At 66.7% G+C, this 23934-nt stretch carries 19 protein-coding genes and 1 riboswitch; of the genes, 8 read left to right on the top strand and 11 right to left on the bottom strand.

Annotated elements, in window-relative coordinates:
* The first annotated feature begins 4 nt into the window (after nucleotides 1–4).
* Together ARGLB_RS12290 and ARGLB_RS12285 are read left to right on the top strand one after the other, a co-directional pair.
* Nucleotides 5–1507 carry a SulP family inorganic anion transporter gene (locus ARGLB_RS12290; RefSeq protein ID WP_003802886.1) on the top strand — a complete coding sequence of 501 codons (1503 nt, stop codon included), beginning with the start codon at nucleotides 5–7 and terminating at the stop codon, nucleotides 1505–1507.
* A 180-nt stretch (nucleotides 1508–1687) separates the two neighbouring features.
* Nucleotides 1688–1853: riboswitch (cyclic di-AMP (ydaO/yuaA leader) on the top strand.
* 3 nt (nucleotides 1854–1856) lie between these two features.
* On the top strand, nucleotides 1857–2639 hold the full coding sequence (locus ARGLB_RS12285; RefSeq protein WP_003802884.1) for an NlpC/P60 family protein: 783 nt from the start codon (nucleotides 1857–1859) through the stop codon (nucleotides 2637–2639).
* A gap of 232 nt (nucleotides 2640–2871) precedes the next feature.
* On the opposite strand, the gene ARGLB_RS12280 is transcribed toward ARGLB_RS12285, so the two are convergent.
* The gene (locus ARGLB_RS12280) at nucleotides 2872–4011 is read right to left on the bottom strand and encodes a GGDEF domain-containing protein (protein WP_003802882.1); all 1140 of its coding nucleotides are present in this window, start codon (nucleotides 4009–4011) and stop codon (nucleotides 2872–2874) included.
* Between the two features lie 156 nt (nucleotides 4012–4167).
* Here ARGLB_RS12280 and ARGLB_RS12275 point away from each other — a divergent pair, with 156 nt between their 5' ends.
* Nucleotides 4168–5187 carry a bile acid:sodium symporter family protein gene (locus tag ARGLB_RS12275; RefSeq protein ID WP_003802880.1) on the top strand — a complete coding sequence of 340 codons (1020 nt, stop codon included), beginning with the start codon at nucleotides 4168–4170 and terminating at the stop codon, nucleotides 5185–5187.
* On the opposite strand, the gene ARGLB_RS12270 is transcribed toward ARGLB_RS12275, so the two are convergent.
* From ARGLB_RS12270 to ARGLB_RS12245, 6 genes are all read right to left on the bottom strand, one after another.
* The gene (locus ARGLB_RS12270) at nucleotides 5184–6581 is read right to left on the bottom strand and encodes an LLM class flavin-dependent oxidoreductase (RefSeq protein WP_003802878.1); all 1398 of its coding nucleotides are present in this window, start codon (nucleotides 6579–6581) and stop codon (nucleotides 5184–5186) included. The two genes, ARGLB_RS12275 and ARGLB_RS12270, sit on opposite strands and share 4 nt — an antisense overlap.
* Nucleotides 6582–6614: 33 nt before the next feature.
* Entirely contained in the window at nucleotides 6615–7532 is a 918-nt protein-coding gene (locus ARGLB_RS12265; RefSeq protein ID WP_003802876.1) for an ABC transporter permease, read from the bottom strand.
* Nucleotides 7532–8440 (bottom strand): ABC transporter ATP-binding protein, encoded by a 909-nt coding sequence (locus tag ARGLB_RS12260; RefSeq protein ID WP_003802875.1) that lies wholly within the window; start codon nucleotides 8438–8440, stop codon nucleotides 7532–7534. Before ARGLB_RS12260 ends, ARGLB_RS12265 begins: the two co-directional genes overlap by 1 nt.
* Before the next feature lie 360 nt (nucleotides 8441–8800).
* On the bottom strand, nucleotides 8801–9439 hold the full coding sequence (locus tag ARGLB_RS12255; protein WP_050934353.1) for a LacI family DNA-binding transcriptional regulator: 639 nt from the start codon (nucleotides 9437–9439) through the stop codon (nucleotides 8801–8803).
* A 58-nt stretch (nucleotides 9440–9497) separates the two neighbouring features.
* On the bottom strand, nucleotides 9498–10331 hold the full coding sequence (locus ARGLB_RS12250) for a hypothetical protein (RefSeq protein WP_003802872.1): 834 nt from the start codon (nucleotides 10329–10331) through the stop codon (nucleotides 9498–9500).
* A gap of 1 nt (nucleotide 10332) precedes the next feature.
* Nucleotides 10333–12129 (bottom strand): multicopper oxidase family protein, encoded by a 1797-nt coding sequence (locus ARGLB_RS12245; protein WP_003802870.1) that lies wholly within the window; start codon nucleotides 12127–12129, stop codon nucleotides 10333–10335.
* Between the two features lie 251 nt (nucleotides 12130–12380).
* Between ARGLB_RS12245 and ARGLB_RS12240 the strand changes: the two genes are divergently transcribed.
* On the top strand, nucleotides 12381–12593 hold the full coding sequence (locus tag ARGLB_RS12240) for a hypothetical protein (RefSeq protein WP_003802868.1): 213 nt from the start codon (nucleotides 12381–12383) through the stop codon (nucleotides 12591–12593).
* 231 nt (nucleotides 12594–12824) lie between these two features.
* Complete coding sequence (locus tag ARGLB_RS22450) at nucleotides 12825–14882, top strand: Ig-like domain-containing protein (RefSeq protein WP_003802866.1); 2058 nt, start codon at nucleotides 12825–12827, stop codon at nucleotides 14880–14882.
* A 64-nt stretch (nucleotides 14883–14946) separates the two neighbouring features.
* Here ARGLB_RS22450 and ARGLB_RS12230 read toward each other — a convergent pair whose 3' ends face one another.
* Entirely contained in the window at nucleotides 14947–16398 is a 1452-nt protein-coding gene (locus ARGLB_RS12230; RefSeq protein ID WP_003802864.1) for an APC family permease, read from the bottom strand.
* A 122-nt stretch (nucleotides 16399–16520) separates the two neighbouring features.
* On the bottom strand, nucleotides 16521–17267 hold the full coding sequence (locus ARGLB_RS12225; protein WP_003802862.1) for a LysR family transcriptional regulator substrate-binding protein: 747 nt from the start codon (nucleotides 17265–17267) through the stop codon (nucleotides 16521–16523).
* Between the two features lie 90 nt (nucleotides 17268–17357).
* Between ARGLB_RS12225 and ARGLB_RS12220 the strand changes: the two genes are divergently transcribed.
* A complete protein-coding gene (locus tag ARGLB_RS12220) occupies nucleotides 17358–17756 on the top strand; it encodes a DUF5997 family protein (protein WP_003802859.1) in 399 nt (132 codons plus the stop codon).
* A 314-nt stretch (nucleotides 17757–18070) separates the two neighbouring features.
* On the top strand, nucleotides 18071–20359 hold the full coding sequence (locus ARGLB_RS12215) for a fibronectin type III domain-containing protein (protein WP_003802857.1): 2289 nt from the start codon (nucleotides 18071–18073) through the stop codon (nucleotides 20357–20359).
* 95 nt (nucleotides 20360–20454) lie between these two features.
* On the opposite strand, the gene ARGLB_RS12210 is transcribed toward ARGLB_RS12215, so the two are convergent.
* The gene (locus ARGLB_RS12210) at nucleotides 20455–21495 is read right to left on the bottom strand and encodes a hemolysin family protein (protein WP_003802855.1); all 1041 of its coding nucleotides are present in this window, start codon (nucleotides 21493–21495) and stop codon (nucleotides 20455–20457) included.
* The gene (locus ARGLB_RS12205; RefSeq protein ID WP_003802854.1) at nucleotides 21488–22849 is read right to left on the bottom strand and encodes a hemolysin family protein; all 1362 of its coding nucleotides are present in this window, start codon (nucleotides 22847–22849) and stop codon (nucleotides 21488–21490) included. Before ARGLB_RS12205 ends, ARGLB_RS12210 begins: the two co-directional genes overlap by 8 nt.
* Nucleotides 22850–23100: 251 nt before the next feature.
* Between ARGLB_RS12205 and ARGLB_RS12200 the strand changes: the two genes are divergently transcribed.
* Nucleotides 23101–23772 carry a DNA alkylation repair protein gene (locus tag ARGLB_RS12200; RefSeq protein WP_003802852.1) on the top strand — a complete coding sequence of 224 codons (672 nt, stop codon included), beginning with the start codon at nucleotides 23101–23103 and terminating at the stop codon, nucleotides 23770–23772.
* The last annotated feature ends 162 nt before the right edge of the window (nucleotides 23773–23934 follow it).

Here is a 23934-nt window from a genome sequence, read left to right as displayed (position 1 = left end):
TTTCATGAAGCCCGAACAGCTCCAGTCCGTCCGGGCCACGCTCCGTTCCCCGCGGCGCCTCAAGACCGAGGCCCTCGCCGGACTGGTGGTGGCCCTCGCCCTCATTCCTGAAGCCATCGCGTTCTCTGTGATCGCCGGCGTGGACCCCCGGATCGGACTGTTCGCTTCCTTCACCATGGCGGTCACCATCTCTTTCGTGGGCGGCCGGCCCGCCATGATCTCGGCCGCAACAGGCGCCGTCGCCCTGGTGATCGCGCCGCTGATGCGCAGCCACGGACTGGACCACCTGATCGCCGCGGTAATCCTTGCCGGGGTCTTCCAGATCCTGCTCGCCGTCCTGGGCGTCACCCGGCTCATGCGCTTCATTCCGCGCTCGGTGATGGTGGGCTTCGTGAACGCGCTGGCCATCCTCGTGTTCATGGCCCAGCTGCCGGAACTGCTCGGCGTTCCGTGGCCCGTCTACCCGCTGGTGGCCGCCGGCCTGCTGATCGTCGTCGGCCTCCGCCGCATTACGACGGCGGTGCCGTCACCGCTGGTGGCCATCGTCCTCCTGACGGCCCTCGCCGTGATGGCCGGGATCGACGTCCCCACCGTCCAGGACAAGGGCCAGCTGCCGGAAAGCCTGCCCACACTCTTCATCCCGAATGTGCCCCTGACGTGGGAAACCTTCCAGACCATCGCACCGTTCTCGCTGTCCATGGCGCTCGTGGGGCTCCTGGAATCCCTGATGACAGCCAAACTGGTGGACGACATCACCGATACCCGCTCCAACAAGACCCGCGAATCCTGGGGACAGGGCGTAGCCAACATCGTCACAGGCTTCCTGGGCGGCATGGGCGGCTGCGCCGTGATCGGGCAGACGATGATCAACGTCAAAGGCTCCGGCGCCCGGAGCCGGGTGTCCACGTTCCTCGCGGGCGTCTTCCTGCTGGTACTGGTGGTGACCCTGGGTGACATCGTGGGCCTCATCCCTATGGCGGCGCTGGTGGCGGTGATGATCTTCGTCTCGGCCATCACGTTCGACTGGCACTCTGTTGCACCGGCAACGCTTAGGCGGATGCCCAAATCAGAAACCGCGGTCATGCTGATCACTGTCGGCACGGTGGTGGTCACGCACAACCTGGCGATCGGCGTCGGGGTAGGGGTGCTGGCAGCGATGGCGATGTTCGCCCGCCGGGTGGCCCATTTCGCCACCGTGGAGCGGACGGAAGTGGAGCTCAACGGCCGGACGGTGGCCACCTACACCGTGGACGGCGAACTGTTCTTCGCCTCCTCCAACGACCTCTACACCCAGTTCAACTACGCCCGCGACGCCGAGCCGGGCATTGGGGGCGTGGTGATCGACCTGCACGCCTCGCATCTGTGGGATGCCTCCACCATCGCCGTGCTGGACGCCGTCACGGAGAAATACCGCCGGCACGGCCGCGAGGTGGAACTGATCGGCCTCAACTCGGCCAGCCTCCAGATGCGGGAGCGGCTTGCCGGCAAGCTCCGCGCCGCAGAGTGAGGTTCACCACACAAATCAGACCTCGATCCCCTACCTGACGCGGGCCGCAGCGGAATAAGCGACACGCCCCCGTTACCCTAATGTGACATTAGGCGAAGCCTCCCGTACCGTGAAAAACGTGCCTTTTTCACCGATGAGGCACTCCCGCGCTGATTGCCTAACTCTGCCGCAGCCCGAGGAACCAACCGAAGACCCATGTCCGGCAGAGACGGGGAAACCACTTTTCGGCCTGCTTGAAGCGGGCCTTGGGGTGAAGCCGCACAGTTCCTGACCACGTTCAGGACCGCGGCCGGGTGCCTCCCATCCGAATCCGACAGCTCACCTCGCAGGCATCGGGAGAGGCTTCTTCATGTCGTTCCGCTTTATTTCTGGCCGCCGTGCTGCGGCCGCCCGCTCCAATCCGTTCACCCGCATTGCCTCCGCAAATTCCGGTCTCGGCCGCCAGGCAGCCGTGATCCTCGCGGCCTCCGGCCTGGCGTTCACGGGAACCGTTGCGGCCAACGCCGGCGGCGCCGCCCCGGCCCAGCCGGCGCAGGCTCCGGCCGCCGCCCCCGAAGCCGCCAGCCAGGTGCAGGCTCCCCTGAACGCTGCTTCCAGCGTCAAGATCGAGTTTGAACGCACCGCGGTCAAGTCGGCCCCGGCTCCCGTGGTGGCAGCACCCGTCATCGAAAAGCCGGTAGCGAAGAAGGCCGCGGCACCCGCCGCCGCCCCGGTTGCCGCGCCCGCCAAGGCTGCAGCTGCGCCGGCCGCCGCACCGAAGGTCACCGTCAAGGCCGCGGCTCCCGCGCCGAAGGCCCCCGTCCAGGCTGCGGCAGGCGTCAACGCAACCATGCTGGCTTCGGCCTACGCCCAGATCGGCATCACACAGGACTGCACTGCCATGGTGGAGAAGGCCCTCGGTGCCGCCGGCATCCGCGTGGGTGACCTCGCCCCGATGCAGTTCCTGAGCCACGGCAAGGTGGTCTCCACCCCGCAGCCCGGCGACATGGTGGTCCAGTCCGGCCACGTGGCCATCTACGCCGGCGCCGGCAAGGTCATCAGCGGCGGCATGAACGGCATCAACGCCACCATGGCCCACCCGCTGTCCTGGCTCACTGCCACCGGCCCCGTCACGTTCGTTCGCGCGGCCTAGCAAAGCTGAAAAACCGCCGTGTTCCGCTGCCTTGGGGGCGGCGGAACACGGCCACCCCCAAGGTGCTCCCACCTTTCTACAAGGATCGTGGAACACACTGGCCATGCCTGATGAAAGACCGCAGTCTCCAGCTGCGAGTCAGGATCGCCGGGTCCGGATTGTCCCCCATGCATTCCGGATCCGGTGCCTGCTTTAAGAGGCAGCAGGGTCTTTAAAAGGCACCAGCTTCGCCTCAGCCCCTGATCGTGCGGTTCCGCCCCTGTGATTTAGCTTCATAGAGGGCGACGTCGGCGGCCGCGATCACCTCGTCGAGGTCCGCGGTTGTCGCATTGTAGGTGGAAATGCCGTAGCTGACGGTCGGCATCCGCAGCAGTTCCGGTATGTGCTGCTCTGCCAGCCTCCTGCTGATTTCGCCCGCGATGATTTCCGCGCTCTTGGGGCCTGCACCCGGAAGCAGGAGGATAAACTCCTCGCCGCCGTAGCGCCCGGCGACGTCCGTGGACCGGGCCGACGCGCTGCACGCGTTGGCAAACGCCTGCAGCGCAAGGTCGCCCGCCGCGTGGCCGAAGGTGTCGTTGACCGACTTGAAGTGGTCCAGGTCCGCGAGGATCAGCGAGCCGCCGCTGTTGGCTGCCTTGCTGCGTTCCAGTTCCTGGGCGGCCGCTTCCAGGAAAGCGCCTCGGTTAAGCAGGCCGGTCAGCCCGTCCTGCGTGGCGACCGTTCGGAGCGCCCGCGTCTGCTGCTCGGTGCTCAGCCCCGCCATGCTGAAGGAAACCACCACCAGCAGCACCATGGTGACCATGGTGGTCACCGCGGACCCGAAGTAGGTGGAAAAAACAGGACCGTTTGGCCCTTCGATAAGGAACACCACCAGACGGCAAAAATAGAAGACGGCCACCCCGCCCGCTGCGATGGCCATGGGAATCCTCACCCGGGAGTACCCGGGTTCAAGCCGCCACAGCTCGTGCGAGGCCAGGCCGATGAGTGTGGCCATGGACGCCAGGAAGACTGCACCGCCTGCCCAGGTATTGGATCCCGGGCTGTCGATGCCGGCCGCGGCGCCGGCGATGACCGGCAGCGCGGTGGACAGCCACAGATTGTGCTTCAGGTTTCGGAGGGAACGCGCCCCGGCCCAGACCCCTGCCGCGCCGGACACCAGCAGGAAATTACCCAGCGGATTGGCCCAGACCTGCTGCGGCGTGCCGTTGAGGAGGAATGACGCAGAACCGGAGAGGAACAGGAGCAGGGCGGCGCACCACCAGGCGCTGTAGGGCGAGCGGGTGCTGCGGAAGGTCGAAAAATAGAACAGCAGCGCCAGAACCAAGGCCATCGCCGCGAAAGCAACCCGCAGTGTTGCCGTGTCTAGGATCATTCTGTCCCCTTGAATCCCGATCCGGTGCAATCCAGTATCGCACCGTGAGCGCCCGGGGTCCCGGTGTGCCGCGGAGAATTTCCCGGGGACGACACATTTGTCAGACATCAGTTCACGAACTGGGCCGTAGTGCCCCTCCGGTGCCAGCATTATTGAATGCTTGAGGCAACAAAAGACCCCGTACCCGCTTCCTCGGCCACGGAGGCCGGCGCCGCACCCCTGAATCCGGCCCTCGCCGCGGAGGCCAGGATTGCCCGCGTCGCGGTGACCGTCTTCCCCCTCCTGGTGCTCGCAGCCGGCGTTGCCGGGTTCCTGCTTCCCGGCGCCTTCAAACCCCTTGGCCCGGCGGTCCCTTACCTGCTGGGAATCATCATGTTCTGCATGGGCCTGACACTGACGCCGCCCGACTTCGCCGCGGTCGCGCGCAGGCCGTGGGCCGTGGTGCTGGGCATCGTGGCCCATTACGTGATCATGCCCGGGGCCGGCTGGGCAATCGCCACCCTCCTCCATCTGGAACCCGCACTCGCCGTGGGCCTGATCCTCGTGGGCTGCGCGCCGTCCGGCACCGCCTCCAACGTGATGGCGTTCCTGGCCAAGGGCGATGTGGCCCTGTCCGTGGCGGTCGCCAGCGTATCGACTCTCATCGCCCCGGTGGTCACGCCCCTCCTGGTGCTGTTCCTGGCCGGTTCCTTCCTGACCATCGACGCCGGCGGCATGGTGCTGGACATCGTCAAGACCGTGCTGCTGCCGGTCATCGCGGGCCTGCTGGCCCGGCTGTTCCTCAAGAAGCTCGTCGCGAAGGCGCTGCCGGCGCTCCCCTGGGCATCCGCCGTCGTTATTTCCCTGATCGTGGCGGTTGTGGTCGCGGGAAGCGCCAGCAAGATCCTTGCTGCCGGCGGCATCGTGTTCCTGGCCGTGGTGCTGCACAACGGCTTCGGCCTGGGGCTAGGCTACCTGGCCGGCAAGCTCGGCCGCCTGGATGCCAAGGCGCGCAGGGCTCTCGCGTTCGAGGTCGGCATGCAGAACTCCGGCCTGGCGGCAACGCTGGCCACCGCCCACTTCACCCCGCTGGCGGCCCTGCCCTCCGCCGTCTTTTCGCTTTGGCACAACATCTCCGGTGCCATCGTCGCTGCCTGGCTGGCCCGGAAGCCCCTGCCGGAGCAGCGGGAAGCCTAGACAGCAGCAGGCACGGCCCGCTCCGTTTCAGCCGCCTCGGCGGAGTCGGCCGGGGCAATTCCGTTCTCGGGCCGCGGCAGTCCGTAGTGCTCACGCAGGGTGCGCCCCGAGTACTGATGGCGGAACAGTCCGCGGGACCGGAGGATCGGAATGACGTGGTCCACGAAGGTGTCCAGGCCCGAGGGCAGCACGGGCGGCATGATGTTGAAGCCGTCGGCTGCGCCCTTCTCAAACCACTCCTGAATGGCGTCCGCCACCTGCTCGGGCGTTCCGGAGAAAGTGCGGTGCCCGCGGCCGCCGCCCAGCCTGCCGATGAGCTGGCGGACGGTGAGCCGTTCGCGCCGGGCGAGCTCCACGATGAGCGTGTACCGGCTCTTGGCTCCCTCGATCGCATCCTCCGAGGGGAGGTCTTCGGGCAGCTGCGCATCGAGCGGAAGGGATTCCGGCGAGACCCGCAGCACGCCGGCCAGCTGCTTCCGCGCGTGCTCGGGGTGGATGAGCTCGTCGAGCTGCTTCTCCAGCCGCCGTGCCTCGTGCTCGGTGGAACCGATGACCGGGACGATGCCCGGCAGGATCTTGATATGTTCCGGGTTGCGGCCGACGGCGGCCGTCTTCCGCTTCAGGTCCGCATAGAAGCGCTGCGCCTCGGCCAGGGTCTGCTGCGCGGTGAACACGGCCTCGGCGTAGCGGGCGGCGAAGTCCTTGCCGTCTTCGGACGAGCCGGCCTGCACGATGACAGGGTGCCCCTGGGGTGAGCGCGGCACGTCCAGGGGACCCTGGATTCGGAAGTAGCGGCCGGTGTGGTTGATGGGGTGGACGCGCGAGCTGTCGGCCCAGACCCCGGCGGCCTTGTCCCCCACCGCGGCGTCGTCTTCCCAGCTGTCCCAGAGCTTCCTGGCGGCGTCGAGGAACTCGGCGGCGCGCTCATAGCGGCGCCAGTGCGCAGGCTGGTCCTCCAGGGAGAAGTTCCGCGCGGCGGCCTCGCCCGCGGTCGTCACCACGTTCCAGCCGGCCCGGCCGCCGCTGATGTGGTCCAGCGAGGCGAACCTGCGGGCCAGGTTGTAGGGGTCGTTGTAGGTGGTGGAGGCCGTGGCGATCAGCCCGATCCGCTTGGTCACTGCGGCGATGGCGCTGAGCAGGACCGTCGGTTCGAGGGTCCCGTAGGGGCGCTGGCGCACGTCGCCGTGCAGTACGGGCGAGTCGGCGAAGAAGATCGAGTCGAAGGCGCCACGTTCGGCGGTGCGGGCGAGCTGCTGGAAGTGTGCCACCTGTGTTCCGGCGAAGCTGTCGCTCTCGGGAAGACGCCAGGAGGCCTCGTGGTGTCCGGTGCTCATCAGGAAGGCGTTCAGGTGAAGTTGGCGTGCGCCGGCGTCGGCGGGGGTACGTTCAGGCATGATCTGGTTCCTTGTGGGTAGCGGGAGGGCGGGCTAGGCGGTGCGGGATCCGACGGCGGTCCGCCAGCGGGAGAAGTGGCGTTCGACGCCGACCAGCAGGTAGTTGACCAGCAGGCCGAGCAGGGACACGGTCAGGATGCCCGCGTACATGTCCGGGATGAGGAAGCTCATCTGGGAATTGACGATCAAGTAGCCCAAGCCGGCTTTGGCACCGACCATCTCGGCGGCGATCAGGACGAGGATGGAGGATGTGCCGGCCATCCGGATGCCTGTGAAGATGGTGGGCACGGCGGAGGGAAGAATCACCTTCTGGAACAGCTGGAAATTGGACAGCCCCAGTGAGCGGGCGGCCCGTATCAGCAGCGGGTCAACGGTCCGGACGCCCGCAATGGTGTTCAGCAGCACCGGGAAGAACGCCGCGTAGGCCACAATGCTGATCTTGGACGTCTCCCCGATGCCCAGCAGCAGCGTGAACACCGGGAGCAGGGCAAGTGCGGCCGTGTTCCTGAAGACTTCCAGCAGCGGGTTCAGGAAGCGGTCAAGGGCCCCGTACCAGGCCACGAGCAGGCCGAGGGCCACAGCGGAGACAACGGCGATGCCGAATCCGCTCGCAGAGCGGCTCAGGCTGGCGGCGAGGTGGTTCTGCAGCTGGCCGTTTGCGATGAGCGTGCCCAGTGCCTCGAGCACCACGTGCAGGGGCGGAAGGAACACCCGCGTCGAGGCCGGGGCGAGGTAGGTGGGTCCCAGTTCCCAGAGCAGTAGGAACAGGATGATGGCCCCGGCACCCCACACGGCGTTGCCGCCCTGCCGGGCATACAGGCGCAGCCTGGCCGCAGGTGTCTTGCCGGACCCCGGGCGCAGCGCCGGATTCCACTCCTTCGCTGCGTCCCCGGCAGTCGCCGCGGGACCGGGCCGCGTTTCCGTTTCCTTGGTCAGTGTTGGCGTGCTCATCAGGCTGCCTTTCCGGTGGTGATCGTCCTGGTTTCGTCCGGCGCCGTTCCGTCGGGCTGGATCTTTGCGTGCCCGGCTGCCTGGGCACGGCGTACCTCGTCATGCAGCAGCGACCACACCTTGTGGCGGTGTTCCACGAAGGCCGGGTTAGAGCGGACGTCCTCATCGCCGGAGCGGTCCCCGAGGTCGATGTCCACGATTTCCTTCAGCCGCCCCGGCCGGGAGCTGAGCACGGCCACGCGCTGGCCGAGGTAGACGGCCTCGTCGATGCCGTGGGTGATGAAAATGATGGTCTTGCCCGTGGTGGCCCAGATGCGGAGCAGTTCGGTCTGGAGCTGCTCGCGCGTTTGTGCATCCAGCGCGGCGAAGGGTTCGTCCATCAGCAGGATGTCCGGTTCGTAGGCCAGGCTGCGGGCGATGGCCACGCGCTGTTTCATGCCGCCGGACAGTTCATGCGGGTAACGGTCTTCAAATCCGCCGAGACCCACAAGCCCGAGGTATTCGCGTGCCTTCTCGGCCCGCTCCTTGCGGGTGTAGCGCTTCCCGTCGCTGCCCGCGCCTTCCAGCCCGAAGGACACGTTGGCAGCAGCCGTGCGCCAGGGGAACAGCGCATACTGCTGGAAAACGACGGCGCGGTCCCGGCCCGGGCCTGCCACTTCCCGGCCGTCCACCAGCACCTTGCCGCTGTCCGGCTTGGTGAGGCCGGCCAGGAGGTCCAGGAGGGTGGTCTTCCCGGAGCCGCTGGGGCCCACCAGGGTGATGAATTCGCCTGCGGAGACGTCAAGGGAGATGCCGTCCAGCGCGGTCAGGACCGCCCCGTCCGGGTTGTCCTTGCTGGGCCGCACCGTGAATCTCTTGGTGATGTTTTGAAGGCTGATTTTCGGTATCGGCCCGGTTCCGGAGGTCATGGTGTGCTTCCCTTCAGCAGGTCGTTCAAGGCGTTTGGTGTCCACCATGAGAGCAGAGAAGGACCACCGTCTGAAGGGCACGGTCACGAGGGGAAACGGGGCGTAATCTGCCGGCCGGGGCCGCGGATTGCGGCTCCGGGACGCGCGGGGACATCAAAATCAACAATGCGTAATGGCGTGCGTCTTCCGGGGACACCGGATGACGCACAGCGACAAAAACCGGCCACGAACGCGGCTGATGTTGCGGCCGGCTACGGTCCATGACGGACCGGCACCGCCGGCGACCTGCACCGAAAGCGGACGGCGCGAAGGTCCGATTGTTACGCGGCTGCCGGCACGCGGTTCCGGAGCAGCTGGTTGCTAGAGGACGGGAATCTGTTCGGCAAATGCGCCGGCGGCGGACAGCACGTCGTTCAGCAGCAACGGGAGCGCGCCGCCGCCGAACAGGGCATATCCGCTGAGGCGCTTCCAGGAGGCCGAGTTTTCTGCGGCGCTGGCCGCGTATCCCGCCATCCGTTCCATGAGCAGCGCGACCGCCTGTTCTGCATGCACCGATTCGGAGATGACCACCTGCGCGATGCCGCGCCTGGCCAGCTCGGCGATGGCGTGGTCCTCTTCCTCACTGGTGGGAGTGACGCCCATGATGACGCCGTCGGCACCGCCGGCCAGCATGAAGTGCCGCCATGACTGGCCGAGCAGGATGACCGGCTGGTAGCCGTGCCGCGGAAGTATCGCGGCGGCGGCCGTGGCCAGCGCCCGGTCCGGCGGCCATTCCAGGTCTTCAATGGCGATGGCCACCAGATCTGTCCTGCCGCGCCGCATTCCCCGAGCCGCCTGATTGGGCACGTAGCCAAGGTCGCCGGCGGCGGCCATGACGCGTTCCTGCGTGGACGGACTGACCCTAGTGGTGCCTCCGCTCCTGCCGGACAGCACGTAGGACACCGTCGTCAGTGAGACCCCGGCCCGTTCGGCAACGTCCCGGATGGTGGGGCTGGACATGCTCCTCACTGTTTTCTCCTATCATTTCTGCGCGCAGTTTCTGGTTTGGAGTGGTGCATCACTCCGTGTGCGGATGTATTGCCTGGCCTTCGAGCTGCTCCGCGTCCCACGGCGGTTCGGCGGCCATGTCCACGCCGGTTCCGGACACAGACCGTGGGCCGACGTTCACCTCGGCGGCGGGAATGTGTGCCTGCCGGCTGATGCCCGCGCGGACGCTCTCGACCGTTTCGTCGCCGAGCAGCGGGCCCGTGTAGCTGATACTGAGCTGGCCGTCCTGTGCCACGGTGCTGTAGTTCCCGAGCGCGTCGGAGACGATGCCTTCCCTGTCCACCGCGGCCGATACCGCGGCAGGGTTGGCTGTGGCAATGCTGAAACGCAGGTCATGCACCAGGACCGGGAGGACGTAGAAGTTCTTCACGCCCAGTTTGCCGGTGTCCTCCTCGGTGACTGCACGCACGATGATGCGTCCGTCGTCGGGAGTTGCTGTTGGCGGGAGGGCCACGATGACCTCGGGGACCATCTGCTGCAGCACCGCGGGTTCGAGCACATCAGGTGAGATGGCGGACAGGGCCGTGCCCCGTGCGGCGGCGGCCGCGTCCAGCCGCTTGCGGATACTGGCGATGTCGGCGTCCAGTGCGGTGTGCACGGCAACCACTACCCTGCGCCGGACCATGAGGCCGTCGTAGCTGACGGTGGGCCGCCCGTTGCCCAGGTCCTGGCCTTCTTCGGCCTGCGCGAGGACCCGGTCCGCGGCGTCCGCGGTGGTGGCGGGGCTGCTCACGGGCGGGGTGGGAGCCGGGTTGGCCGCCGGGCTGGCCTGGACACCGCCGGTGCAGCCGGACAGGGAGAAGGCCAGCAGCACCGCCGGTGCGATCAGCAGCGTCCGGTTCATCTCACGTCCCCGCCGGGTAGGCCAGCTTGTATTTCGAGGCGTAATACCCCTCGGGCCGGGTTTCCAGCACAGGCTTGTCGGCGTTGATGGGATCGTTGTTCCGCAGGTCGCCCACGGCGAACTGGACCATCATGTCGTGGTCCTCATGCACGAGGTTGTGGCAGTGGACCATGTACCGGCCGCCGAGGTGCTTGCCGGTGTCGAACTGCATGAGGACCGTGACGGATTCGTTTTCCCCCGCGTAGAAGACGTCCTTTGGCCCGCCTTCCCAGGCAAAGGGCTTGCCGCCGTTGGTGTTGCGCCCGATGATTTTGCCGTCGATCAGGTGGATATGGACCGGATGGAACCAGCCGCCGGACTCGTTGACGATGGTCCACTGCTCCACCTGGTTGCGCTGCGGGTTGGCGAAGCACCGGGTGAAGTTGGATTTTTCCACGGTGTCCCAGGTTTCACCGTTGATGGTCCACTCCCCGCTCTGCCGCTGGACCCGGAGTACCCTCTTGGCCACGGCCATGTCCGGGGTCAGTGCCATGGTGTCCAGCCCGCCGAGTGCCTTGGTGGGGTGCGGGCCGGCATCCAGCGTGGCGGGGATGGAGGAGAGTGAGTGGGAACCGGGCTGCGCGGGGGAATCTGCCACCACCTGGAACTTCATGACCTTGCCGGTATTGGCGAAGTTCACGTTGTTCTTGTTGCTCAGGTTCCGCAGCTCCACCGACTGCCCTGGCTTGTACTTCCGGAAGTCGATCAGCACCTCGTAGCGTTCGGCCGTGCCCTGCCGCCAGGAGGACACCGCCTGCACCTTGGGGGTCATCCCGGCGTCGGTGCCCACCACATGGAAGGGGTCACCGTTGGACAGGGCGAAGCGGTAGGAGCGGGTGATCGAACCCACCAGGAAGCGGAACCGGTAGATGCGCGGCTTGACCTTCATGGTGGGCCACGGCACGCCGTTGACCGTGATGATGTCGCCCCACAGGCCGGCATGGCCGTTGTCGTTGTAGCCGAGGGACCCGTCGGCGTTCAGCATCACGTCGGAGACGAGGATGGGCACGTCGAACTCGCCCTGCGGCAGCTGCGCCCGCTCACGCGCGCTGGTGATGGAGTAGATGGAGGCGAGCCCCGAGTACACGCCCTGCGCTGTCAGCATGTGGTTGTGGTCGTGGTACCAGAGCGTCCGCGCTGCCTGCCAGTTTGGATAGTGGTAGTTCTTCACCCTGCCCGGCGCAGTGCGGTCGTTGGCGTACCCGTCGTACTGGGGCAGCGACGCCGAGCCGTGCAGGTGGGTGACGGTGTTGAACGTGTTCGGGTAGAGGAGGCCGGTCGCTGGCAGGCGGTTGCTGATCTTCAGCTCGCTCCGGGTGCCCTGCTGCACCCGGATAGTGGGGCCCGGGAAGATGCCGTTATACCCGGCCAGGGTGGTGCTGAGCCCGCGTGCGATCTGGGCCCTGCCCAGCTTCTGGTTCAGGGCATATTTGGCAAACGGCGTGCCGTCGCGGTCCCTGCCCGTGGCATACGGAAGCAGTTCCGGCGGCCGCCGAAAGACGGTGGTGAACGGAACGGGCATGTTCGCGGGGGCAAGCTTGCTTGGAGAGATGACCGTTTCTTCATCGTCGTCCGCGCCCCGGCGCCCGGGGACACCCGCGATGGCCGGCCCTCCGGTTGATGCTGTGACGGCGACGGCGCCGCCCAACAGGCTTAGTTTCAACACGTCCCTCCGTGTTGTTGCCATGACGTCCTCCCAGCTGGTTGCGATGGCCTCGGCAGCAGCATTGGCGCCGGGCCACATATGAGACACAGTCATGGTGCTCCGCGCGACTCCAGAAAACCTTGGAAAGCGGCGCCAGCGGGGGCCTGTCCCACCTGAATAGGTGGGAGGGCCGCCGCCGGGAACGCCGCGGGAGCGGCCCCACCCTCAAACTGGCTGCCGCGGTATCCCGCGAGGGCGGGACCCCCTAGGTTTGGCCACCGCATTCGCGGCATGGCCGGCGGGTTCCCGGCTAATCACAACGGCCGGGCGGCACACTGCACCCAGGAGCAAAGGAGCGTGGTCCCATGCAGGAGGAAGGCCTTCGGCGCCAGATCATGGGCGTCATCAGCCACGTCCTCACTGACGAGGCAACGGACATGAACGTACGGATGGCGCTGCTGCGGCACCTCGGCGAGAATCCCGGAAGTCCGGAACAGGCCCTGCTGGCACACCTCCGCGGTTGCCGGGGCCAGGACGCCGGACGGGCAGAGGGATCCGCCGCAGCTGGTCAGTCCTGAACCTGCTGCCAAGACGTTCCGATCACTGGGGTGGGTCACCGCGGTGGGTCGCCCTGGGGGTTGTCTTCCCCGCAGATGGTCCCCCCTTACAGGTGGACGGGGGCTCTTTTGAGGGTGGACCCGCCGGGCATTTATCCAAGGTCTTTATTTGAAGCTTGCCTTGGTCGGTGGCAATCACCTGGCCTGGCCTAAGAGGTTCTGGGGGCCATCTTGAGCACAGAAGGAGTCACCATGTTTGCAAAATACCACCGAACACGGTTCAGGGGCGGACTGGCAACTGTTGCCGCCGGGGCCCTGCTGGCAGCTGCCGTATCGCCACTGGCTGCAATGCCGGCGAGCGCCGCCACCGCAGGCGTGGGACCCGTGGATCCGTCCAACGGCTTTCCCGCCTGGTTTTCCGACGGCACGGTGAAGCTGCAGCTTTGCTACATGGCCGGTGCCGGCTGCCTCTCCGAGCCGCCTGACCCCGCCGCGCCGGCGTCGTATCCGGACAATTTCCCCGAGGAAGCCTTCTGGTTCGCTGCCGAGGCCGCCGGTGGAAACCTGCGGCTCTACGAGGCGGCGCTCGAAGGCGCCCACACCAACGGCGTCGTGGAGCCCGGGGAACAGATGGGCTTCGCCCGGCTCCGGTTCATCGTCGAGAACATCCTGCCGAACACCGCCTACACCATCACGCACCCTTACGGCGTGAATGTGCTCACCTCCGAAGCAGATCCCAAGAACCCTGCGGTGGGCAGAATCAAGACCACGATTGACTCGGGCGTATGCGCCCCGAGCCCCACCGCGCCCTGTAACTGGGCAGGAGTCGGCGCCGCCTTCCTGGGCGACTACAAGGCCGGCAGCACGGCGACCTTCCTTCGCCAGGTGGGCGCCGCGCCCGGAACCCTGGGCGACATCAACACCCCACGGGCGGTCACCGGGGCACCCTCCGGCACCAACGCCGTCGTCATCACTGGGCCCAACGCCGGCGGCCCGGGAATCAACACCCTCACCGTCAGCACGTTCACCGTGCAGGGACTGATAGCCGAAGGATCCGACGGCGCACCCTCCACCCCGGACCTGGCGGCAGCCAGCGACAGCGGACGTTCCGCCACGGACAACATCACCAATGTCACGGCACCCACCTTCACCGGTGCCTTGCCGGCCGGAAGCACAGCACCCGTGCAGCTGATTGTGGACGGCGCGGCAACCCCCGTGGCCACCACCCTGGCCGGCGGAAACTACACCGCCCGGCTGGCGCCGCTCAGCCAGGGCGTCCACAAAATACAGTCCCGGACCGCCAACCCGGCCTACGTGCCCGACCCGCTGACGGGAGTCGTGCCGGCAGGCGTTCCGCAGCACCTGACCTCTCCGACGCTGACATTCACCGTGGACAGTGCCGCGCCCGTGGCCTCGGTCATCGCACCCTTCCCGTCCACGCCGACCCTGGACAACACGCCGACGCTGAACTTCAGCAGTGAAGCCGGAGCCAGGTTCGAATGCCAGCTCCTGCCCAGCAACACGGACTGGGATCCCACCTGCGCCGCCCCCAAAACCTGGGACGCCCAGGCCAACGGGACCTACGTGTTCAACGTGCGGGCAACGGATGCCGCCGGCAACGTCAGCGCCGTAGCCACCCGGACCGTGCAGATCGGCCCTGCGGATACGGTGGCTCCGACCGTCACGGGCCGGGCACCCGCCTCAGCCGCCACCGGCGTGGGTACGGGCACGAACGTCACAGCCACTTTCAGTGAGTTCGTCCAGGGCGTCTCCGGCAGCACCTTCACACTGAAGAACGCCGCCGGGGTCACGATCCCGGCGACCGTGACCTACGACCAGGCCACCCGGCGCGCAACGCTCGACCCCACCGCGCTGCTCACCCCGAGCACTGCCTACACCGCCACCCTGACCGGCGGCACGGCCACCATCCGCGATCTGGCCAACCGGCCGCTGGCCTCAACCAGCTGGCGGTTCACCACAAGCGCCGCGCCCACCGTGTCCTCCCGGGCCCCGGGTGTGAACGCGACCGGGGTGCTCCGGACGGCCAACATCACCGCAACGTTCAGCAAGCCGGTCAACGGCGTAGGCACCACCACATTCACCCTGAAGAACGCCGCCACCGGTGCGGCGGTGGCAGCCACCGTCACCCGCAACGGGACCACCAACCAGTGGATCCTCAACCCGGCCGCCACCCTAGCGGCCAGCACCAGGTACACCGCTGCCATCACGGGCGGCCCCGCCGCGGTACGTGATGTGGCCGGCACTCCCCTGGCCAGCACGGCCTGGAGCTTCACCACCGGCACCCGGTAACGGCCCCAGCACTGCCAGGCAGCACCGCCCGCAGGTTGCGGGCGGTGCTGCCTCTTGTGAGTGGTTAGGCCTCGTCCGCGCCGGTTCCCGCCGTGCGGTTGGTCCGCCGGTTGATCAGCCAGGTAATGAACCACAGCGCGACGCCGATCGCCATCAGTCCGCCGGCGATCTGGTACTGGATGACGTTTCGACCCACCCACGGGCCGGCGAGGAAGGCACACAGCAGCGCGGCCACAAGCGGCAGCTGCCCCGGGGAAGTGAAGAACACCTCGCGGTTGGGGTCACGCTTCCGACGAAGAATAAGGCAGGCCACGTTCACCACCGTGAAGACGCACAGCAGCAGGAACGCGGTGGTGCCGGAGAGATTGGCCACGATGTTGCTCTCCGGATCGCTGGTGACGTACCAGATCAGGCCCAGCGCCAGGACGGTGGAGAACACGATCCCCGCCCACGGGGTACGGCGAACCGGCAGAACTTTTCCAAGCGCCGGGGGCAGGACGCGCTGGCGAGCCATCCCGTAGATCAGGCGGCTGGCCATCAGCATGTTGATCAGCGCAGTGTTGGCGACGGCGAACACCGCCAGGAACGGGAAGATCCTGTCGATCGGGAAGTCAGGTGAGCCCTTGTGCACCACCTCCAGGAGCGCGGCGCCTTCGGCCTCCCGGATGTTTTCCAGCTCGGTGGGTGAGAGAACGCTGACCACGGATACGGCAACCAGCATGTAGAGGATCACCGCTATGCCGAGACCGGTCAGCATGGTCCGGGGGAAGATCTTCTCCGGGTGCTGGGTCTCCTCCACCATGTTCACGGAATCTTCGAAACCGACCATCGCGAAGAAGGCGATTGAGGTGGCCGCGGTGACCGCCAGGAAGAGTCCTTTGTCCTGGTAGTCGTTGAAGACGAAGATCTCCCCCGCATTTCCGGTGCCCTGGGTCATGACAAAGAAGCCGACGCCGATCACAATGCACAGGGCGGTCATCTCCACCAGGGTCAGCACCACGTTGAATTTCACGCTCTCCCCCACGCCGCGAAGGTTGATCACCGCCAGCAGCAGCATGAACCCCATCGCCACCGCTGTGATCACGCCCTGTCCGGGCAGTCCCATCCAGCCGTTAATTTCCAGGCCACCGAAGAAATTCTGGGCGAGCACGTTCGCGGAGGTCGACGCGCTGGTGATGCCGGAGCAGACGACGGCGAACGCCACCAGGAAGGTGACGAAGTGGATCCCGAACGCCTTGTGCGTGTACAGGGCTGCCCCTGCCGCCTGAGGGTACTGCGTGACCAGCTCGAGGTAGGAGAACGCAGTGAGGGTCGCGACGACGAATGCCAGCAGGAACGGCAGCCACACGATGCCGCCCACCGTGCCGGCCATGGTCCCGGTGACCGCATACACGCCCGCGCCGAGGATGTCGCCGACGATGAAGAGAAGCAGGAGCTTTGGTCCGAGGACCCGTTTCAGCTCCGGTGCGTCACCTTCGGGGGTGGCGTCGAACACTTCATGGGACGTCGTGCTCATGGTGACCTCCACAGCGGAGCCGGTTCTGTTGGAACCGTTTCTGTTGGAACCGCGGCCGGGGTTCCGGCCTCGGCGTGACCTACTTCACTGTGGACCTGCGCGCGTCACTTTGGCAACACCAGTTACCGCTTGCCCTTCTTCCGCGAACCGCGGCCCTTCCCCTTGTCCGGGTTGGGTGCGTAGCGCTGGGCGACTTTTGGCTTCTTGCCGCCGGCACCGGCGCCGCCGCGGCGGTCCGGCTTAGGCGCCTTCTTCGGCTTCTCCTGCTGCGCGGACGGCTGCCGTGAGCTCTGTGCCGTGCGGCCGCGGACAATGCCGATGAACTCTTCAATGACCTCGTCCGTGGCATCGATGGGCCAGGCGAGCGCGATCTGGGTTCCCGGCGCGCCTGTGAGGCGGCGGGCCACAGTGTCCTTGGTGTTGAAATGCCGGGCGACGGACATGGGAAGTATCAGCAGGCCCGCGCCTGTTGCCACCACCTGCAGGGCCATTTCCGGCCCGCCCAGTTCATCGGCGTCGAGAAGGGTTTCTTCCGCCAGGTCCTCAAGCGCCACGTCCTCGAACACGGTGATTTCATGGCCCTTGGGCGCCACCACCACGGGCTGTTCCTCGTACAGCGGGATGACGTTCAGGCCTTCGCGCTCCACCGGAAGGCGGACAAAGCTGAGGTCCGCCGAACCGTCACGCAGCACCGAAAGCTGCGTGCCGCCGTCGGACATGAACGAACGCAGGGGAACGTGCGGCATCCGTTCCTCCCAGCGCCGGATCCACTTGCCCGGCGTGACGCCTGCGACGTAGGCAAAGCGGAGCTCGCGGGGCGGGGACTCCGGCGAAGCCGGGTCCAGGGTGGGTTCATCTTCAGCGGGCACATCTTCACAGTACTGCCACCGGCACAGCGCGGGGCGCGTTGGCCACGGGCCGTGGTCAGGGAAACAGGCCCAGGCGGATACCCTTAATGCATGACCTCTGCTAACTCCCAGTCCATGAAGCCGGCCACCGTTGCCAAGAAGCTTGGCATCTACCTGCCTGCGACGCCCCAGGAGTTCCAGGATTCAACCATCACCCGCGCAGAGTTCGCGGAGCTGCAGTCCAACCCGCCGGAGTGGCTGGCCGAACTGCGCCGCAACGGCCCGCACCCACGCCCGGTGGTGGCGCAGAAGCTCAACATCTCCATCAGCGGCCTTGCCCGCGGCGGCGTTGAAGAGGCGCTGACGACGGCGGAGATCACCGCGCTGCTGCAGGCTCCCCCTGCCTGGCTGGTTGCCGAGCGGGCTACCCACGCCGCCGTCCGCGCCGAAGCCCAGCGGGTCAAGGAAGAGTCCGCCAAGAAGGCGGCTAAGAAGGCCCGCCAAGGCTAAGGCTGCCCGGTTTCCGGGCATTCCCTTGGGGAAACCCGGGGTTCTGATCCCCCCGCAGAGGGGGAAGTGGGGGTTCCCGTCCCCGTGGGGGGTTCCCGTCCCGCGAACGGCTGAACGCCGGAAATGCCCGCACTGACGTGGGCAAATCATCTTCCTCCCCCTCAGTGGCCCCTTAATGTGGGGGGCCAAAAGCGCGGCCAAGTTGGTGCCGCAGCGCGTTTTTCCAAGCCGAAACGCCCAGCGTTTCCCCAAGGGGACTTCTTGATTCTGTGATTGTGCGTGAAGGTCGCGCACCTCGGATCGATGAGGTCATCATGAAACCAGCACAAAACGAGCCGGGGGCGCACACGTCCCGCCTTCCCGGCGGCCGCAGGGCCGGTGTCCTTGCCACCGTCTCCGCAGTCATCTGCTCAACATCCCTGTTCGCCATCCCGGCCGCCAGCGCGGCTGTGCCTACCTTCCCGGACAACATCGTTGTCTTCCCCGACCGCGACTTCGTCTCCATTGAGGGGTATGAGGGGCACGCCGGTGAGACTGCCACCCTCGAGGTCAAGCGCGCCGGCAAGGTCATCGGCTCGGCAGAAGCAGTGGTCGACGCCGGCGGCGTCGCCTTTGAGGTCAACCACCCCGGCGGCGTCTGCTGGGGTGCCGGCACCGGTCTTGCTGTCACGCCCGATATCCGTCCCGGTGACATCGTCTCCATGAAGTTCGGCACAACCGCCGCCGGTGAAACCACCGTGCAGGACACCTACGTGACGGGTGATGCCGAGCTCAGCGGCAGCACCATCACGGTCAAGGGACACATCGGAGCCAGCGTCAATCCCGCCCAGCTGGAACAGCGCATCATTGAGCCGGCGCTGAAGGACACCAGCATCGGCCGCCGCGACATCCGCGCCATCCCCGGCCCCCTCACGCCGTCGGATAAGGGCGGCTACTCCTCCGGGCTGGAAGTCACGGGCGATACGTTCACCGCCACATATGTCTTCGATGACGCTGCCAACGCCGAAATCGCTGCGAACGCCGGGCTTGGCGAACGCGCCATGGCCTGGGAGTTCGAAGACGCAGACGCCAACCGGCAGGGCCTGACGATCGCCGAATACGGCGAGCCCGGCGGCCCCGGCATGGGTGGCTGCCCCAACGGCCCGCTGCAGTCCGGGCCTCCCGCGCCCTCCGGCATCACGGCCGCCAAGGTTTCCGGCGGCCTGAAGCTGAACTGGACGCCGGCTGAAGCCATCCCCGGCACCCCTGCAATCACCGGCTACCGCGCCGTCGCAGTCGGCAGGACCGTGACCGGCAGCGAGCAGGTGGAGATCGGCAAGCGCATCTCAGGCCAGGCAGCCACCGGCACCACGATCACCGGTCTCTCCGCCAATGAGGATTACGACGTCTACGTGGTCGGTGTCAGCAGCGTCGGCGAGACGTTCCCGGCCGCACACGCAATCCCGGTCACGGACGCCACGGCTCCAACGGTGTCTGCCACCCCCAACGGCGGCAGCACGGCTGTGGCCCAGACGGTCACCCTGACGGCCAGCGAGACGGGCAGCGACATCTACTACACAATCGACGGCTCCGATCCTGTCCTGTCGGGCGGCGTGCTTGCACCCGACGCGATCCACTACACAGGACCGATGGAGATCGCATCCACGACCACCTTGAAGTTTGCGGCCTTCGACCCTTCGGGCAACGTCTCCGCCATCAGCGAGGTCCTTTTCACCGTCACCAATGACCCGGTACCGGCGGCTCCGACGTTCACGGGCGCACCCGTGGTGGGCCAGGGCACGGCAAACCTGTCCTGGACCGCACCCAACCCGGGCGCCGCGGGACTGACCATCACGGGTTACACCGTCCAGGCCTACACCTCTGACGGCACGGCGTTCGGCCCGGCCAAGACAACGGCAGGGAACGTCACGTCCTTGGTCTACGACGGACTCAGCGGCGACACGGCCTACGGGTTCACGGTCCGGGCTTCCAACAGCAACGGCATGGGCCCGGAGTCGGAGAAGACCGCGGCGGTCACCGTCCAGGGTGCCCTGGTTGCCGTCGCCGGACCGGACCAGAACGTTGTCCGCCGTACTACGGCCACCACCGTCACGCTTGACGGCACCGGCTCCACCACCACGGGCGCCACCTACCAGTGGGAGCAGGTCCTGAGCAGCGCGACCGACCCCAACAAGGTGTCGCTGACCGGAGCCACCACGCTCAAGCCGACGTTCAGCCTTCCGGTCTTCCGGACGCCGATGACCACCAGCCCGCTGACCTTCCGGCTGACGGTGACCGCGGGCGGCCAGACACGGACAGATGAGGTCAAGGTGGTCCCCGTTCCGGACCGCGTGACCATCAGCGGCGCGCAGTGGAAGACCGGCGACTTCCGGGTCAACGGCACCGGCTCCGTGGTCGGCGCCACCATCACCTTCCGCGTCGGTGGCCCGGCCGGCAGGATCCTGGGCCAGGCAGCCGTCACCGCAGCTGTGGCACCGGCAACGGGCGGCGTCTACACCCTTCGGCTCCGCAACGCCGCCGCAGGCACCACCAACCCCGGCACCGTCTGGATCGAGTCGACGGTAGGCGGCACGGCAGGACCCCTGACGGTAATCAACAAGTAATCTCCATCAAATACACCGAGTCCGGTGGCCGGCGGCATCAGCCGTCAGCCACCGGACTTCGTTGTGTCCGTCGGCTCAGCCAAGGTTTGCCGGCCCTAGCTGCTGGTGACGTCCTGTACCTCGCCCACCAGTTCCTCGATGATGTCCTCGAGGAACAGCACCCCCGTGGTGTTCCCGCGCGTGTCGAACACCCGGGCCACGTGGGCGCCGGTGCGGCGCATGGTCGCGAGGGCATCCTCCAGTTCGCTGCCGCGGAAGGTCGAGGCCAGTCGGCGGATCCGTTTCTCCGGCACCGGCCGGGTGAACTTTTCCGGTGTGGTGAGGTCCATAACGTCCTTCAGGTGAAGGTAACCGGAGGGGTCGCCGTCGTCGTCGGTCACGATGTACCGGGAGTACCCGTGCTCGGCAACGGCCCGCTGGATGTCTGCCGGAGTCGATGACGCCGGCAGGAGCACCATCTCCGTGATGGGAACCTCGACGTCGGCCACGGTCTTCTCCGTAAACTCGAAGGCTGCGGTGAGGGCACCGGTGTTGTCGGTCAGGACGCCTTCCCTCGTGGATTGCTCGACGATGTTCGCCACCTCGTCCAGGGTGTAGGCGCTGGTGGCCTCGTCCTTGGGCTCCACCCGGAACAGGCGGAGGATGGAGTTGGCGATGCCGTTCAAGGTCCAGATGACCGGCTTGAACACGCGCGCCACCATCACCAGCGGCGGGGCCAGGATGAGCGCGGCGCGGGTTGGCACCGAGAACGAGATGTTCTTGGGGACCATCTCGCCGAGGACCACATGCAGGAAGGTCACCAGCAGCAGCGCCGCCACGAAGGCGATGATTCCGATGGTTTCAGCGGACAGGGACGTCAGGCCCAAGGGGATCTCCAGCAGGTGGTGGATCGCCGGCTCGGAGACGTTCAGGATCACCAGCGAGCAGACGGTGATGCCCAGCTGGCTGGTGGCCAGCATGAGCGTGGCGTGTTCCATGGCCCAGAGCGTGGTTTTCGCGGCCTTGCTGCCCGCCTCCGCCTTGGGCTCGATCTGTGAACGGCGGGCGGAGATGACGGCGAACTCGGCGCCGACGAAGAAGCCGTTGACCACCAGCAGGACGGCGAGCCAGATGATGCCCGGAAGGTACTCACTCATGGGTCAGCTCCTGGGTCAGGCTGTCAATGATCCGGTCGTGGGCACTTCTGGGTGGCCCCGCCGATTCCTCCGGCGTGAATTTGAGGCGCTCGACGTGCGTGCCGGCCACCCGCTCCACGCGGAGGGTGCCGCCGTCGATGGCCGCCTCGTCGCCAAGTTCAGGGATGCGGTCCAGCTGGTCCGTGACGAAACCGGCCACGGTGTCGTAGTCCTCACCGTCGGGGACGGCGATGCCTGTCCGGTCCAGAAGCTCGTCCGGGCGCAGCGACGCGTCGAACGTGATGGACCGCCCGGTCCGGACCACGCCCACACGGGCGCGGTCGTGCTCATCCTCCAGTTCGCCGACGATCTCCTCCACCAGGTCCTCCAGGGTGACGATACCGGCAGTTCCGCCGTGCTCGTCGGAGACGATGGCCACCTGGAGGCCCTGCTTGCGCAGCAGCACCAGGAGGGAGTCGACCCCCATGGATTCAGGAACCATGAGTGGTTCGATCATCAGGTCGGCAGCGAGGACGCCGGCGCGTTCCTCAAGGGCCACGGCGAAGGCCTGCTTGACGTGGAGCACGCCGAGCACGTCGTCGCGGTCGCGGCCGATGACGGGAAACCGCGAATAGCCGGTGGAGCTGGCCAGCGCGATGATCTGCTCGGCCGTGTCATCGGTGTTCACCGCGGTCATCCGCACGCGCGGCGTCAGAACATCCGCCGCGCTGTGCTCGGAGAAACGCAGCGTGCGGTGCAGCAGGGCCGCGTGGTCCAGGTCAAGGACGCCTTCCAGCGCCGAGCGGCGGACCAGCGAGCTCAGTTCCTCGGCGCTGCGGGCACCTGAGAGTTCCTCCTTGGGCTCGATGCCGAAGGACCTGATGACCGCGTTCGCGGTGTTGTTGAACAGGAGGATGACAGGCTTGAACACCGCGGTAAACAGGGCCTGGAACGGTATCACCACCTTGGCAGTGGCCAGGGGCTGCGCCAGCGCGAAGTTCTTGGGAACCAGTTCGCCGATCACCATGGAGAAGACGGTGGCGATAAAAATCGCGACGACGGCACCCACCCCGGGCACGAGGCCTTCCGGGAACCCGGCGGCCGTCAGCGGCCCACTCAGCAGCATGCTGATGGCAGGTTCAAAGGTGTATCCGGTCAGGAGGGTGGTGAGGGTGATGCCCAGCTGCGCACCGGAAAGGTGCGTCGAGGTGATTTTCAGGGCTTTGATGGTGGGGGCAAGGCGTTTCTCACCCCGGGCCTGGCGAGCTTCCAGGTCGTTGCGGTCAAGGTTGACCAGGGCAAACTCGGATGCGACGAAGAATCCGGTGCCGACTGTCAGGATCAGGCCGATCCCGATCATGATCCATTCGTTCATTGGAGGCGCCCCTCTCCCGTAGTAACCGGCTTGCCGGTCAAATGGGTGAGGGGCCAGGGCATATGTGAAGGAGGGTCGTCCATAGTGCCTTCAACTATATCGGGTGTTTCTATGTCACTCCGTGGCTTCGCTTAGGCTTCGGCTTGACGCCTCGCGGGCAGGCGGCCATCAGCGCGGCTGACAGAACCCGGACGACAGCAGCCCGCCACCGTACAATACGAGCGGACGGCAGCCAGGGAGCAGGAGCAGCAATGGCGGAGACAACACTTGACGGTTTGATGGCCGAACTGGCCGCGCTTGAGGATCCGAAGATGCGCGCGGCGAACCAGAAACGCGGCGATGACCACGGCGTGAACCTGTCCGCATTGCGTGCGGTCGCGAAGCGGCTGAAGACCCAGCACAACCTCGCCCGTGAGTTGTGGGCCACGAATGACGCCGCGGCCCGCTTACTGTCACTGCTGATCTGCCGGCCAAAGGCATTCGAGCTGCAGGAACTGGACGTCATGCTGCGCCAGGCCCGCGCCCCCAAGGTGCATGACTGGCTCGTGAACTATGTGGTGAAGAAGAGCCCGCACGCTGAACAACTGCGCGTCACCTGGACTGACGACCCGGACCCGGTGGTCGCGAGCGCCGGCTGGGCCCTGACCACGGAGCGGGTCGCGAAAAAGCCAGAGGGCCTCGACCTGTCCGGGCTCCTGGACACGATCGAAGCCGAAATGAAAGGCGCCGCCGAGCGCCTGCAGTGGGCCATGAACCATACCCTGGCGCAGATCGGCATCGAACACGCGGACCACCGGACCCGGGCCATCGACATCGGGGAACGGCTGGAAGTGCTGAAGGACTACCCCACCCCGCCGAACTGCACATCCCCCTTCGCGCCCATCTGGATCAAAGAGATGGTGGGCCGCCGGGGCGAAGCCTGACCCCGCCGCTTTTCGCCTTCGGCCGTTTGCAGCCCGCCCGGCCAGTCCGGCCGGGCGGGCCGGTCCCGGCACGTAACCTGCCCGCATGACTTGACCGTGATTCCCGTCACTGCTTTACTAAATGAACTTCATTCATTTATATCCGGCTTCGCGGACCGGAAC

This window comes from Arthrobacter globiformis NBRC 12137, from assembly GCF_000238915.1.
Classification (GTDB): Bacteria; Actinomycetota; Actinomycetes; order Actinomycetales; family Micrococcaceae; genus Arthrobacter; species Arthrobacter globiformis.
This window is presented reverse-complemented; position numbering and strand designations above follow the sequence as displayed.